Raw genomic sequence first — 14,795 nt, 5'->3', positions numbered from 1 at the left:
TTGAAGGTTGTTTGGTTGAAGGTTGTTTGGTTGAAGGTTGTTTGGTTGAAGGTTGAAGGTTGTTTGGTGGTTCGGGTAGCGTGGCCTTTTGGCCAAGGTTCAGAATATAACCTTTAACCTGCTAACCTGCTAACCTGCTAACCTGCTAACCTTCTAACCTTCTAACCTGCTAACTTGATCGCCTGCTAACCTGTAATTGGGATTATTTGATGCCTACTGCCATTGAGTAAGCTCCTACAAGAGGTTTAGTGTAAGTGTCTTTGAATCCTACTTTGTCCATCCAAGCACAGCAGTCTGCTCCTGTGTAGTCGAAACCCCCAAAGGTCTCGATCAGCATATTTAGGCTCATGAGTAACCCAAACGTGTTCTGGCAGCGCTGATCGTCGATTAGTGCGTCGTAGACAATCAATGCACCACCGGTCGGGAGTGCTTCGTAGGCTTTGGCAATTAACAGGTGCTTTTCTTCTAGATTCCAGTCATGCAGGATGTGTCCCATCACCAAAACATCAGCACTAGGCAGCATATCCTGGAAAAAGTCACCACCATGGAAGTCTAATCGCTGGCTAAGTCCTTTCGAGGCAACATATTCCTCGTAAATTGGGCGAACCACTGGCAAGTCGAACCCACCTCCAAGTAAATGGTCATGACTTAGGGCAATGGTTACTGGTAACTGCCCTTGAGCAGTGCCGATATCGATAAACGTCTGAAACTTCTCCCAGGGAAATTTCTCAGCGATCGCCTTAGCTACTCCCATACTGATCCCAGACATCGCTTCCAGAAAGAGTTTTAGGCGGGTGGGGTCCCCGTAAAGGGTGCCGAAGAAGTCTTCTCCATTTTTGGCTTCATTCTGGGGTTGACCGCTCCGTAATCCTTCTGTTAATGAACCCCAAAATCCATAGAGACGGCTGTTGCACATTTCTAGGCAACCACCGATATAGGAAGGCTTGGAGCGGTCAAGAAACAAATCACTTTCAGGGGTGTTACTGTAACGGTGATTAGAACGCTCTAACACGTTTAAGGCAACTAGTGCATCCAAAAAATCTCGCGCGCTACGGGGATGAAGTCCTAGTTTTTCAGTCAATTCAGCAGCAGTCATAGAACTCTGAGCCAGTTCAGTAAATACTCCCAGTTCCACGGCACTTAAGAATGTCTTAGATGCCGAGAAAGCCAACCCCAATTCTAATAGTTTGTCCGGTACCAGCTGTTTAGTAAGCTGTTGCATTGCCTAGTCTCCTTCTAGTTTACTTTAGTAAAAAATGTTCAGTGAATTATCAACAAATTAAGACCTAACTGTAACTTTTGTTTGAGCTGCATAAGCAAAATCATGAAGCCCTTTACCCTCTAAGTTATGCTCAGCACAAATTAGGATATCCTGATATTGATTCCGAAGCTTTCTTTTCAAGACTTTTCCTGTTGACCCTACAGGAAGATTAGTGACGATTTCTAAAAAAGACAATGGTTCAAACTTGTTATCCAATAGCTGTTTATTGATAGCAGTAATCAGAGCTGATGCTGTAATATTTTCTGGCGCTTTTAGCTTGATAAAAGCCACCAAACCATCCAAGCCTTTTTCCTTAGGGACACCAATTATTGTACAATCAGCAACAGCTGAGTTGTTCTTCAAAATTAATTCCTCGATGGGTAAGGTATTGACTAAGCCCCTAGCGCACTGAATCGCATCAACCGCACGATCCACGTGAAAAAATTTATTGTTCTGATCATAATAAGCCAAATCCCCACTAATCCAGTACCCTTGTTTATAACTTTTGAGGGTGCGGTTAGAATCATTCCAATAGCCTGGTGTAATCGTTGGAGATTTAATACCTAGGAAACCTACCTGATAGGGTGGCAGTAGATTTCCCTCCTCATCTAACACTACAGCTTTTACAAAACTGCGTGGCTTACCCATATATCGATTATACAAGCTTGTCTGGCGACTAGAGACTTTATTAAACAAAGCCATGCCGAGTTCTGAAGCACCGAGACCATCAATAAAGACTGATTGAGAATTCCCGGCATTTACCAGAGTCCTGATATGAGCTTCATGGGCAGCATCTCCCGTATTAATCCACATTTTTACAGAACTCAATTGGTCTTTTTCTAAAGCCTGGGAAGCCATATCGGCATAGGTTTGTGGAAAAGCTGCTACTATAGTCGGTTTAAGTTGTTTAGCTTGAGTAATAGCATTATTTCCAGATAAATCTGACAAAACCATAGTGGGTAACCCCAGTAAGGTTACTGTCATAAAGTAGCTAATTCCCGCCGAATGTGAACTAGGTAAGGCAAACAAAAACTTATCGGATTGACTAGCTGGAAAATTTAGCAGACGAATTCGTTTGCCAAAGAAAAACTGTTGATGCCCAAATATCACTGGCTTAGGCTTTCCAGTAGTACCAGAGGAATGACAGATCATAATTGGATGAGAATCTGTAGGAGAATATGGATACCACTGGGGAAGCTGTATTTTTGAGCTCTGGACAGATGTATGGTTGACATCTGTGGCAATAAACGTTAATGAGTCATTAGTTTTGACGTAGCCACTAATACTATCGAGGTGCTTCTGATCAGAATATAAACCAATGGCACCAACACGACTGATAAAGTCAGCAGCAATATCAGCATCCATACGACCGTTTACCAAAACTGGAATAGCACCGAGGTTGTTTAGTGCTAAGTAATGGATAAAGTAACCGATTCCATCGTCTAAATAGATAGCAACAGGATCATTCTCACGAACACCAGATTTCCTGTACCAAGAGGCATAGTTATCCACAACATTTTTTAAGGAAGATAAACTAAAACTGTTGATGATCTCCCCTGTGAATGTTTTAAAAGGTTTTTCTAAAAATAAAAAATCATTGTTTCGATATGGGTTATTAGTAACAGAGTACTGAAGAAAGTTACCACATCCTAATGGCTTGGAAAGGAATAACTTAAGTCTTTGGTACAATGGCAAAATAGTTGGGTTAATGTTCATGAGGTTAATTTCAAAGTGGTGTCGAAATATAATTGATACTACCTAACAGATAATGTAATGCCGACAATGGCGCAATTTATTCACAATTCAAATCAAATTTGCCAGTTCACTATCAGACAAGATAATCTCACCATAATCGGGAATCCAAGCTAGCCAGGTATTTTCAGATTCCCGACCTAAAATAAGAGCTTCTTCACAATGAATCGAATTAGGGATATCAGGGGCTTTAACCCAAATTTGAGAGTAGGATTCTCCCTCAAGGTTACTTGAGTTAATACCAATCGATTTGTCTTTAAAACCTAAGGTCGATTCAGTATGCCTATTTGGTTTTTGCTGATAGTCATTTAAGCTAAGTAATTTACTCATTCTTAAATCCCCTCTTACTTGCTAATACATGTTGATTGTTTTCAAGGAAGTTATATCGTGTCCGGTTGTTCGCGATAGTGTTATTTGTCGTTGTTTCTTTGGTAATCGATACTCCCGGACATGATATTATTTACTTTTCCAGACAAGACTCTTTCACTGGAAGCCCAACATGACGTCCACTGGGCGCAGTATGACCAAGCAGCTTATCGCCAGGCTTCAATTCTGTGACGTTCAGGACTTTACCACCAGGTCCAAGCACTCTTACATGCCAATCGTCTTGGACAATCACATTTACCGGAATTCCCGATTTAGACACTGCATCGATACTGAGTAGGGGACGAACTTCTATCTTCATCCTGCCTACAACTATTTCTCGTGCCTTGCCATCACAATTTACCCCTAATACTTTGTGTCCTGAACTCAGCTCACTAAGATAATTAGTTTGACTAACACTAGACACTAAATAAGAATGTATAGCACCAGCATTGACTCGGAAAGGACGAGTTGGCATGTAGGGCAGTGGATGGGTCTCGCTGCTAACTAAAATCATTCCTTGGGAATAAGAACCAATGAGTATACCTTCATCTTTTGCAAAGTTAGAACAAGTATCTACACAAGCCCGTTCTCCCATTCCAATATGGGAAATTTTTGTTACTTCAAGTTCTTCCAGTGAAACTTCCAAATTGTTGGCCTTACGACACAGCTGCCCAAGCTCTCTGGCATCGATAATCCCGTTAGGGGTTAGCATGACCCCATGTGACCCTTTTTCTAAGACCCCCAGGACAATTTCTGCTTCCTCAATATCTTTGACAACGGTAATTATTTGCCCATTCGTATTGTCTGCTGAGGCTAAAACGATCTCCAGAGGAATTTTTGTGGGGTCTTTAAAATAGATGACAGCCCATTTTTCCTGTCTAGCTATCTTACAAGCAGTTTGTAAGGTTTCGTCGTCGATAACATGAATAAAAAATCCAATTTCTGCTTTAGATTTGTAGGTTTCTGGTTGAGTAGTTATTTCAGAATACCAGGAATGATCAAACAGTAAGATATCGGCCTTTTCGATACATCCGTCTGCTTCTTCTGGGCTGTCTACAAAAGCAATGCGAGAGACAGAGTCATGACAATCCATGACTGGACTTGATGAATCAACTACCACTCCATTGATATCAGAGTTTAGAGATCCACACAGTGCTTTATAGTCAACATCATTAAAGCTTCTTAGGTCTAACCAAGATAATTTCATTACGCTACCTCCTTGATGGTAAACTGATAGGGATTAGTGATAACTTTGGCAATTTCTTGAGAAATGAATGAGGGATTACTGTGTTGAAATATATTTCTACCAACAGCAACGCCTTTACCGCCAGCCCTGATGGCATCTTTGATCATCGATAAGATCGAGCTATCTGCATTGCTCTTTGCTCCTCCGGCAACGATAACGGGGATGTCAACGGCATTAACAACTTGTCTGAAGGATTGAACATCGCCAGTGTAGTTGACCTTGACAATATCTGCTCCTAGCTCCCAGGCCAATCTGGTTGAGTGAGCGATCGCATCTGCATCGTACTCATTTTTAATCTTTTCTCCTCGTGCATAAACCATTGCTAGCAATGGCATACCCCATTGATGACAGGCTGCTGAGATTTGGCTGAAATCTTTGAGCATACGGTATTCATCGTTGGCCCCAAGATTAACGTGAATTGAAACTCCATCTGCACCAAGCTTAATGGCTTGTTCAACACTACTGACTAGATGTTTGGAAGATGGATCGGGAGATAGGTTCGTTGACCCAGAAAGATGTAAAATTAAGGATATATCTTTCTGAATTAAACCTGGATGGATTGCCCGAGCTATCCCTTGATGAGCAACAATTGCACTAATGGTTTTCTCCGGTAACGATCTGATAAATTGATGAACTTTTGCCAGACCATTAACCGGACCCAGTGTAAACCCATGGTCAATTGGGACTATAAAATAGTTGTCTAATCCTTTGAGAATTCTTGCCAAACGATAATTTTTACCAAGAGACATCAGAGACTCCTTTTGACTCGATTACATGATGTGGTGTTTTCCAAAATCGTCAGCTGTCAGCCGTTGGCCGTTGGCCACGCTACGCGAACAGCTGTCAGCCGTTAGCTTAAAATAAACCTGTTTGGCCTATGGCCACGCTACGCGAATAGCTTTCCGTAACAGAGATTAAACGAATGCTTATCTCTTTTATTCAAAACAGTTTCCTCCTCAATAACCGTGCGCATAAGCTGATAGCTGATAGCTGATAGCTGATAGCTGATAGCTTACTGGAAAACTAACTTTTAGTGTTTCATGGCACTTAGCTCAATCTCGATATTTCTATCGTGCCTGACACTCACAAACCGAAAGTCTCAGTTTTTGCCTCAGTTTTTGTCTTAGTAACTGGAACTAAAGTGAGTTGTCTGGTTTTTTTTAGAGTAATCTCAGGAATTTCTTAGATTTTGCTCAGCTTGAACTCAACAGGATAACTGATATAGCAAAGGGCACTTCGGATCAGGGAGTAGGGAGTAGGGAGTAGGGAGTAGGGAGTAGGGAGTAGGGAGTAGGGAGTAGGGAACTGTAGCTTAACAACCAGCTCTGCTAGTCTAGAATTTAAACAGGTTTGTCTCAGTTTTTGTCTCAGTAGTTTCAGTTATGCTGTGTTTCTGAGATTTTTCTCATGTTTCCCTAAGACTCCATCTGCGTTAACTTGCCCTAACTAATTCCATAACTTTCGATAACATTTCTATATTGCGTGCCTTTTTGGTCACCCATAGATTAAGGAGTTAGGTATAGTGATGGCTGGATTAGGGATGGAGCCATAGCGATCGACCCCATGGATTGGGGGTTAAGCAAAGCAAGATAGTGGAGTTATGATGAATTCCGTGCGAGCATCTGAATCAGGACTTAAATTAGTAGACCAAGCTAGACGTCAGAAAAGATGGAACAAAACAGCGGTAGCTTGGTATACCAGTGCATTTACCTCTAAGGCAACCTTAAACCGATTTTGGGGGAGACAGTCAATTCGTACTGACACCTTCATTGCCATTTGTCGCGCTGTAGGTCTTGATTGGGAAAAGGTAGTTGAGCCGGATGAGATTGAGATAGATCAGATGGAGCTAACAGCGCTATCGACAACTGCTCTGGCTGGAATTGGACATCTTGATTGGGGTGGAGCTCCAGAACCGAGGGGTTTCTACGGTCGGATGCAGGAACTGAATACCCTACAGGAGTGGATTCTACAGGACAACTGCTGCCTGGTGGCACTTCTAGGGATGGGGGGAATTGGCAAAACTGCCTTGGCTGTGAAGTTAGCCCATCTGCTACAAGATAAATTTGAGTTTGTGATGTGGCGCAGTCTACGCAATGCTCCGCCTCTAGAGGAAGTCCTGGCAGACATGATTCAATTTCTGTCTGTGCAGCAGGAAACGAATTTACCTTCCTCTGTGGATGGCAAAATTTTGCGATTGATTCAGTATTTACAGACGGCCCGTTGCCTGCTGGTTCTTGATAATACCGAATCCATTCTCGAAAGTGGTTCTCGCACTGGTGGCTATCGAGAGGGATACGCTGGATACGGTGAGCTACTCAGAACTATTGGGGAAACCTCCCACAACAGCTGCCTAGTGATGACCTCCCGGGAGGCACCTCAAGACTTGACCATTCTGGAGGGGGAAGCCTTACCCGTTCGCTGCTTCCCACTCAAAGGTTTACCAGAAACCCATGGACAGGAAATCTTTAAGGAAAAGGGAAATTTTATTGGGGATGACACCCAATGGATGACCCTAATTGAGCGTTATGCGGGAAATCCTTTAGCCTTAAAAATGGTAGCCTGTGCAGTCAGAGACTTTTTTGATAGCAATATTGCTCAGTTTCTGGATTTTTTAAAAGAAGGCTCATTCATTTTTGATGATATTCGGGATTTACTAGATCGGCACTTTCAGCGCCTCACCCCTACAGAAAAGGAACTGATGTACTGGCTAGCTATCAATCGGGAACCCATTTCTCTTGAAGAACTGCAAGAAGACTTTGTCTGTTACCTATGCGCTACGGATATTTTAGAAGCTGTAGGGTCTCTACAACGCCGGTCATTGATTGAGAAAACCTCAACTGGGTTTACCCAACAACCTGTAGTCATGGAATACATGATTAATCGACTCATCGAGCAGATTCCTGAAGAGATTATTAGTCAAAATATCGCTATCTTCCGCACTCACTGCCTAGTCAAAGCCAGCGCCCCCGATTATGTTAGGGATGCTCAAGTCTGTCTGATTCTTGAACCGATTATTGAGAAATTACTCTCCAGTTTTGGTTCTACAAAACAGCTGGAAAATCATCTGCTGGAAATCCTCTCAATGCTGCGCGCCCCAACTCCTGGGGTTAAAAAATCTACTCTCCAGATGGGATATGTCAGTGGTAATACTATTAATTTACTTAGTCAATTACAGATTGATTTAAACGGCTATGACTTTTCTGGTCTGACAGTTTGGCAAGCCAACCTACAGGGACTGAAATTACATAATGTCAATTTCGCTGGTTGTGACTTGGCTGGCTCAGTGTTTACTGAAACCCTAGGGAATATGTTATCGGCAGCATTTAGTCCAGATGGGAGGATGTTGGCAATCTCTGATACAAATTTTGAGATTCGCCTATGGCATGTGCAAACTGGTAAACTACTGGTAATCTGTGAGGGTCACACTAATGGGGTACGCTCTGTTGCCTTTAGTGGGGATGGTAAAACCTTAGCCAGTTGTAGTGCTGACCATACCGTCAAGTTATGGCAAGTCAGTGATGGCAGCTGCTTGCAAACTTTTACTGGACATACTAATCAAGTTTTCTCAGTTGCTTTTAATCCTCAAGGTAATACCCTGATTAGTGGTAGTAGCGACCACACTGTCAGACTTTGGGATGGTGACACGGGTCAATGCCTTAACACCTTTACTGGACATACCGGTTGTGTGAGATCAGTGGCGTTTAGTACTGATGGCAAAACCCTAGCCAGTGGCAGTGATGACCACACTGTCAGACTCTGGGATGCTAGCACTGGTAGTTGGGTTAGAACTTGTACTGGACATACCAGTGGAGTACGCTCAGTGGCGTTTACCACTGACGGCAAAACCCTAGCCAGTGGCAGTAATGACCACACTGTCAGACTGTGGGATGCTAGCACTGGTAGCTGTGTTAGTACTCACACCGGACATAGTAGTGGAGTCTACTCAGTGGCGTTTAGCACTGACGGCAAAACCCTAGCTACTGGTAGTGGCGACCATACTGTCAGGTTATGGGATTACCACACTGGTATTTGCCTGAGAACCTTGCATGGACATACTAATCAGATCTTTTCTGTGGCGTTTAGCCCTCAAGGTAACACCCTAGTCTGTGTGAGTTTAGATCAAACTGTCAGACTTTGGGATTGGGGCACTGGTCAATGCTTGAAAACTTGGCACGGACATACTGATTGGGTATTTCCAGTGGCTTTCAGTCCTGATGGTAAAACCTTGGCTAGTGGCAGTAACGACCATACAGTCAGACTATGGGATTATCATAGCGATCGCTGTATCAGTATTTTGCACGGACATACTGCTCACGTGTGTTCAGTGGCCTTTAGTAGTGACGGTCAAACCGTAGCTAGTAGCAGTAGAGACGAAACAATCAGGCTGTGGGATATCAAGACGGGAAAATGCTTAAAGATTTTGCACGGACATACTGATTGGATCTATTCGGTCACTTTCAGCAGTGATGGAAAAACCCTAGCCAGTGGCAGTGCTGACCAAACGGTGAGGCTTTGGGATCAGCGTACTGGTCACTGCCTCAGCACTTTGGAAGGACATACTAATCAGATCTGGTCAGTGGCTTTCAGTAGTGATGGTAAAACCTTGGCGAGTAGCAATACAGACCAAACGGTGAGGCTGTGGGATGTCAGCACAGGGGAATGCTTGAAAACGTTACAGGGACATGGTAATCGGGTCAAATCCGTCGCTTTCAGTCCTAACGATACTATCTTGGCCAGTTGTAGTACAGACCAAACGGTACGCCTCTGGGATTTGAGTACGGGTCAATGCTCTAAACTATTACGCGGACACAACAATTGGGTTTTTTCCGTGGCATTCAGTCCCGATGGCAAAACTATCGCTAGCGCCTCTCACGACCAAACTGTCAAGGTGTGGGATGTTTCCACAGGGGCATGCCGCCACACTTGCACCGGACATACCCATCTAATCTCTTCTGTTGCCTTTAGTCGGGATGGTCAAATTATAGCTAGTGGTTCTCAAGACCAAACGGTGAGGCTTTGGGACACTAAGACGGGCAAGTGCCTGAAAATTCTCAGAGCTCCCAGACTCTACGAAGCCATGAATATCACTGGAGTGACAGGATTAACTGAGGCACAGAAAGCAACTCTGAAACAGTTGGGTGCGATCGCAATCGAAAATTTTCGTATTGAGAGTTGATTTGGCTGTTCAGTTAACGTCATAATCTATACTTCGACTGCTATAAATTCTGATATTTTTATTTAGAAAATCTTTGGACGAATCTTTGTGAAAATTTCGTAATTATTGCTATTTTTATTACGTCGAACTCAGGTAATCCTCCGGTGGGTTGGTTCTGGCAGTTTAGTTTTTACCAAAAAAGCTCTGCCATGATGATTTTCCAGATAAAATAGTAGTGATAAAATAGTTTAATATCATGCACATTAAAGATGCTGATGGGACCAGAGGGCAGCCTGGGTGCGATCGCGAACATCCAACTCACAGAAAATATTAGTTAGATGATTTTTAATCGTGCCTTCGGTCAGATTAAGAGCGGCTGCAATTTCTCGGTTGCTTTTACCTTGTCCCAACAGCTTCAGGATCTCTAGTTCCCGCTGATTGAATTGAGCATGATAATCTGTTTTTTCCCGTTCAGGTTGGGTATTATTCAGTTGAGAAAACACCTTTGGAGCGATGGTAGGACCTAATTGGCTGTATCCCTGATACAGACTGCGAATGGCCGCTGCCACCTTAGGGGCTGGAGTGCTTTTAAGCAAATAGCCCAACGCCCCAGCCTGAAGAGACTGGAACACATAGTCATCATTGTCAAAGGTGGTTAAGACTAGAATCCGAATCCAGGGGTAGCGGGTATGGATTTCTCGGGTTGCTTGCACGCCATCGCAGATGGGCATCCGCACATCCATCAAGATAATGTCAGGCTGTAACCTCTGGGTGAGGGCAATGGCCTCTTCACCGTGATTGGCTTCACCCACCACCTCGAGATCATCCTCCAGGGACAACAGTGCCGCCAGTCCCTGACGAAAGATGGGTTGATCATCAGCCAATAGAAGTCGAATCATCGTGGTATCCTAATCTGAATACAGGTGCCTTGTCCCGGTGTGCTATCTAATTGTATCGATCCACCTATCAGCTGAACTCTCTCCTGCATACCCCTGAGGCCAAAACCCTGGGTGGGTTTAGCAATATCAAAGCCAATACCGTCGTCCTTTAGTTCAAGGATAACCGCATCAGCAGAAGCATATCCCTTGAGGTGAATAACCTGGGCTTGACTGTGTTTGCGGATATTTTCCAATCCTTCCTTAACCACACAGTAAAGCTGATGATTGGTTTGTAACGGCAGCTGGGGCAAATCTATTTTGCTTTTAACCTTTATGGAGGGGTGGGATATGAAAGATTCCAGCAGCTGTGGCAGCGCCTTATTGAGATCAAAGGTCTCTTCTCGCATGGTGGTCACTGCCCGACGCACTTCTTGTACGGATTGGCTGGCCAGCAGTTTGGCCGTCTCTAACGCTGGTTGAAGCTTATTAGAGTTTCGTTCGTAGAGTCGTTGTGCTAATTCTAGCTGCACATCAAGGGAGGTCAAAGTATGGCCCAATGAATCATGAATATCGCGAGCAATGCGGGTGCGTTCTAAATCTGCGGCTAGCAATTCAACTTCCTGAGTTAAGGCGATTGCTTGCTGACGACTCCTGTACTCAGCTACTAAGGTAAAACAGAGCAGAAGAATCAGTATGCTCATAGAAATATAGAGTACAAGGTTATTGAAAATCGTATCTGCAAGCAATACTTGGGGAGCCTCTTGGATCATTTTTACTCGCTCTTCAAAAAGAGCTTTCTGCTCTTCAATTGGGTTTGAGAGATCAGTTAGAAAACCATTCATAAACCACCACGCTAAACCTATATGCCAGGCAATACCGGCTAAAACAACCGTGATGATCACGTCCCGACGACGCAACAGAAAACAGCTTTTGGCTAAGTATATACAGAGAAGGAGATCCAAACCCACCTGACTAAAGATACGTGTTAGTAACAGACAGGCAATTTCGGCAAAGATATAGGCTCGTCGCTGCCACATGGGGCGACGAATTGGAAAGAAAAAGCTCAGAATGGCCAAAACTCCTAATACCCAGAAGACTAGATAGTAACTGTTATTGGCCTCATAGGGCAATGATTTATTCAGGATGGGAAAAATCAGTCTCAGGGTCACCATGACTAAGAATGCCCATTCCACATAGCGCAGGATTTTGGGAATTGAAGGATTAATGGTCGAAACCTGAGGAGTTGTCCGAGCTGACATCAGCTTACCTAATGCTTATGACTGCTTCTACAGCTTATGAAACTTATGGATAAATTTCCATGACAAAGGTCATGTATCTATATGACCTTTCGCTATAGTCAGTTTGAAATGGCCTATTTAATATTGAATTATAAGCAACTATTCAGAGGATACGGTTTATCATGAAACAAGTTCAATTTGGTGCAGGTTTGATGATTTCTATTAGTTTGATGGGTTGCCTTGGCAATCAACCGCTGCCGCTAACGGCAAAAACTGCTAGCGCTGCTAAAAGTCAGACCGCTGTAGCACCGTTACTTCAGCGGGAACTATTCTTTGGCGATCCAGAGATTACGGGTGCCCAGCTTTCCCCCGACGGTAAGTTTCTGGCCTTTCAAAAACCTCTAGACGGCGTGATCAATGTGTGGGTTAAGGGCATCGATGAACCGATGGAAGCTGCTCGTCCAGTCACGGCTGATGCTGAAAGCCCAATTATAATTTACTTTTGGAGCGCCGATGGTCGTTACATTCTCTACGCCCAGGATAAAGGGGGCAATGAGAATTTTCACATTTATGCGGTTGAAGCTAAATCTTTAGGTGAGACTAGCCCGGTAACCCGCGATTTAACCCCTGTAGAGGGGATTACGGCCATGATCTACAGCATTCCTAAACGGACTCCCAACCACATCATTATCGGTCTTAACGAGCGCAATCCCCAGTTTCATGATGTCTATCGTTTGGATTTGACAACAGGCGAGCGGACGCTGCTGATTCAAAATGACGAGAATATTGCCCTCTGGACAACGGATTTAGACGGTAATGTGCGCATCGGCTATCGCCAAAGCCTGGAAGGGGGGCATGAGATTCTGGCGGTGCAAAAAGATGGATTAACACCTGTTTACACCTGTCGAATTGAAGAAACCTGTCGTCCCATTCGATTTCATAAAGATGGCCAACGGGTGTATCTGATCAGCAATCGGGATGGGAATTTAATCCAGTTAGAGCTGCTTAATCTCGAAAGCCAGCAGAGTCAGGTCGTGGAAGTTGATCCTGAAAACCAGGTGGATTTTGGCCGTGCAGTGTTTTCAGAAGCGACTGATGAGTTGATTGCTACCTCCTATGTTGGCGATCGCATCCGCATCTATCCTCAAAACGACAAGATAGCGGCTGATCTAGCCTTTCTGAAACAACAGCTGCCCGACGTTGATATTGTGTTGCAATCCCTTACCCAGGATGATCGCTTTGCGTTGATTGGAACCCGGAGCGATGTGAATCCCGGGTCTACTTATCTATTTGATCGTAGTACTCAAACCCTGGAAAAACTCTACGATGATCGGCCAGAGCTGCCCAGGGAAAATTTGGCCACCATGCAGCCGATCCGCTATACAGCCCGTGATGGTCTAGAGATTCCAGCCTATCTGACCCTGCCCCAGGGGGTAGACCCAGTGAAGCTACCGGTGATTGTCATGCCCCACGGTGGACCTTGGGGACGAGATATGTGGGGGTACAGGCCGTTTACCCAGTTTCTCGCTAATCGTGGCTACGCCGTTCTCCAACCCAACTTTAGAGGGTCCACTGGCTATGGTAAAGCCTTTCTCAATGCCGGTAACAACGAATGGGGCACGGGTGCAATGCAGCATGACCTGACGGATGGCGTGCAGTATCTGATTGATGCAGGGATTGCCGATCCAGAGCGTGTGGGAATTTTTGGTGTCTCCTATGGAGGCTATGCCACCCTAGCTGGTTTGGCATTTACGCCAGATATTTATGCTGCCGGTGCATCTATGGTGGGGCCATCGAATCTGATTACCTTGCTCAAGTCAATTCCTCCCTATTGGGAGTCGATCAAGGCTTCCTTTGCTCTGCGGGTGGGAGATCCGGATGATCCGAGCGATCGCACCCGTCTAGAAGCCCAGTCACCCCTGTTTTCCGCCGACCAAATTCAAGCCCCGCTGATGGTGGTTCAGGGAGCCAACGATCCCCGGGTTAAGCAAGCGGAGTCAGACCAAATTGTGGCCGCATTGCGAGACAATGGCCGACCGGTGGAATATCTGATTGCCCCCGATGAAGGCCATGGTTTCCGTAAGGAGATCAACTCCCTGGCCATGACAGCTGCATTAGAGAAGTTTTTAGCTGAACATTTAGGCGGACGTTACCAGGCCGAGATGTCTTCAAAGGTACAGGCTCAACTAGAAAAATTAACTGTTGATATTGACACTGTCACAGTTAATGAATCCGGTGAGCCCAAGATTGTTGAACTTGACCCAGCAATTTACAACCGCTATGTGGGAACCTACCAGTTACTCCCTAATATGCAGATCGCTATTCGAGTCGAGGAACAACAACTACTCGCCCAAGCCACAGGGCAGGAAGCGTTTACCCTTTATCCTGTTTCAGAGACTAAATTCTTGGCTCAGGTTGCAGATATCACGATTCAATTCAATTTGTCAGCAGATGAAACGGTTGACGGACTAACACTTTATCAAGGGGGTCAGGAATTGATTGCATCCAAGGTGAATTAATTGAATAGATTGAGATTGGGGGCACACTGCTGTGTGTCCCGTGCAAAATTGCTAACGATACTAACGAGGAGCCTCTAGTTATGGAAACAGAAACGACTCAACGTACTGCAAGACAAGTATTAACTCAGACGGCAGCAGGTGCGGCTGCCGGATTACTGGGGGGCATCGCTATCATGTCTATCTATCGATGGATTTGGCATGTAGAGATATCTTTGAATACCATAATGCTTTTAAGCATTGGCTTCTCCATTTACTGTGGAGTTTTATCAGCTTGGCTAGGGAAAAGATTCTGGAATTTACTCGGTACTTTTCTCAGCTCTATCAGCTGATATTTAGTTTGGGGCAAGGCCTGGGGTGTGGGGTGTGGGGTGTGGGGTGTG

At 44.6% G+C, this 14,795-nt stretch carries 10 protein-coding genes; 3 read left to right on the top strand and 7 right to left on the bottom strand.

Annotated elements, in window-relative coordinates; translation table 11 throughout:
• Positions 1-202: 202 nt before the first annotated feature.
• From AC4II3_RS24810 to AC4II3_RS24790, 5 genes are all read right to left on the bottom strand, one after another.
• Entirely contained in the window at positions 203-1,222 is a 1,020-nt protein-coding gene (locus AC4II3_RS24810; RefSeq protein WP_488012413.1) for a methyltransferase, read from the bottom strand.
• Positions 1,223-1,279: 57 nt separating this feature from the next.
• Positions 1,280-2,977: a class I adenylate-forming enzyme family protein gene (locus AC4II3_RS24805; RefSeq protein WP_488012415.1), complete on the bottom strand. Its 1,698-nt coding sequence runs from the start codon at positions 2,975-2,977 to the stop codon at positions 1,280-1,282.
• Between the two features lie 87 nt (positions 2,978-3,064).
• Positions 3,065-3,343 carry a hypothetical protein gene (locus AC4II3_RS24800; RefSeq protein ID WP_488012417.1) on the bottom strand — a complete coding sequence of 93 codons (279 nt, stop codon included), beginning with the start codon at positions 3,341-3,343 and terminating at the stop codon, positions 3,065-3,067.
• A gap of 130 nt (positions 3,344-3,473) precedes the next feature.
• Positions 3,474-4,586 carry a 3-dehydroquinate synthase II family protein gene (locus AC4II3_RS24795; RefSeq protein ID WP_488012419.1) on the bottom strand — a complete coding sequence of 371 codons (1,113 nt, stop codon included), beginning with the start codon at positions 4,584-4,586 and terminating at the stop codon, positions 3,474-3,476.
• Positions 4,586-5,374 (bottom strand): 2-amino-3,7-dideoxy-D-threo-hept-6-ulosonate synthase, encoded by a 789-nt coding sequence (locus AC4II3_RS24790; RefSeq protein WP_488012421.1) that lies wholly within the window; start codon positions 5,372-5,374, stop codon positions 4,586-4,588. The genes AC4II3_RS24795 and AC4II3_RS24790 overlap by 1 nt, the downstream gene beginning before the upstream one ends.
• An 851-nt stretch (positions 5,375-6,225) precedes the next feature.
• Between AC4II3_RS24790 and AC4II3_RS24785 the strand changes: the two genes are divergently transcribed.
• Positions 6,226-9,801 carry a WD40 domain-containing protein gene (locus AC4II3_RS24785; RefSeq protein WP_488012423.1) on the top strand — a complete coding sequence of 1,192 codons (3,576 nt, stop codon included), beginning with the start codon at positions 6,226-6,228 and terminating at the stop codon, positions 9,799-9,801.
• A gap of 242 nt (positions 9,802-10,043) precedes the next feature.
• Here the strand turns inward: AC4II3_RS24785 and AC4II3_RS24780 are convergent, their stop codons facing one another.
• Positions 10,044-10,679 (bottom strand): response regulator, encoded by a 636-nt coding sequence (locus tag AC4II3_RS24780; protein ID WP_488012425.1) that lies wholly within the window; start codon positions 10,677-10,679, stop codon positions 10,044-10,046.
• Complete coding sequence (locus AC4II3_RS24775) at positions 10,676-11,917, bottom strand: sensor histidine kinase (protein WP_488012427.1); 1,242 nt, start codon at positions 11,915-11,917, stop codon at positions 10,676-10,678. Before AC4II3_RS24775 ends, AC4II3_RS24780 begins: the two co-directional genes overlap by 4 nt.
• Before the next feature lie 161 nt (positions 11,918-12,078).
• Between AC4II3_RS24775 and AC4II3_RS24770 the strand changes: the two genes are divergently transcribed.
• Both AC4II3_RS24770 and AC4II3_RS24765 read left to right on the top strand, forming a co-directional pair.
• The gene (locus AC4II3_RS24770; protein WP_488012429.1) at positions 12,079-14,415 is read left to right on the top strand and encodes an alpha/beta fold hydrolase; all 2,337 of its coding nucleotides are present in this window, start codon (positions 12,079-12,081) and stop codon (positions 14,413-14,415) included.
• Between the two features lie 80 nt (positions 14,416-14,495).
• Positions 14,496-14,744: a hypothetical protein gene (locus AC4II3_RS24765; protein WP_488012431.1), complete on the top strand. Its 249-nt coding sequence runs from the start codon at positions 14,496-14,498 to the stop codon at positions 14,742-14,744.
• The last annotated feature ends 51 nt before the right edge of the window (positions 14,745-14,795 follow it).

Source organism: Moorena sp. (assembly GCF_982860115.1).
The sequence above is the reverse complement of the archived record's forward strand: the minus strand, read 5'-3'. Positions and strand labels throughout refer to the sequence as shown.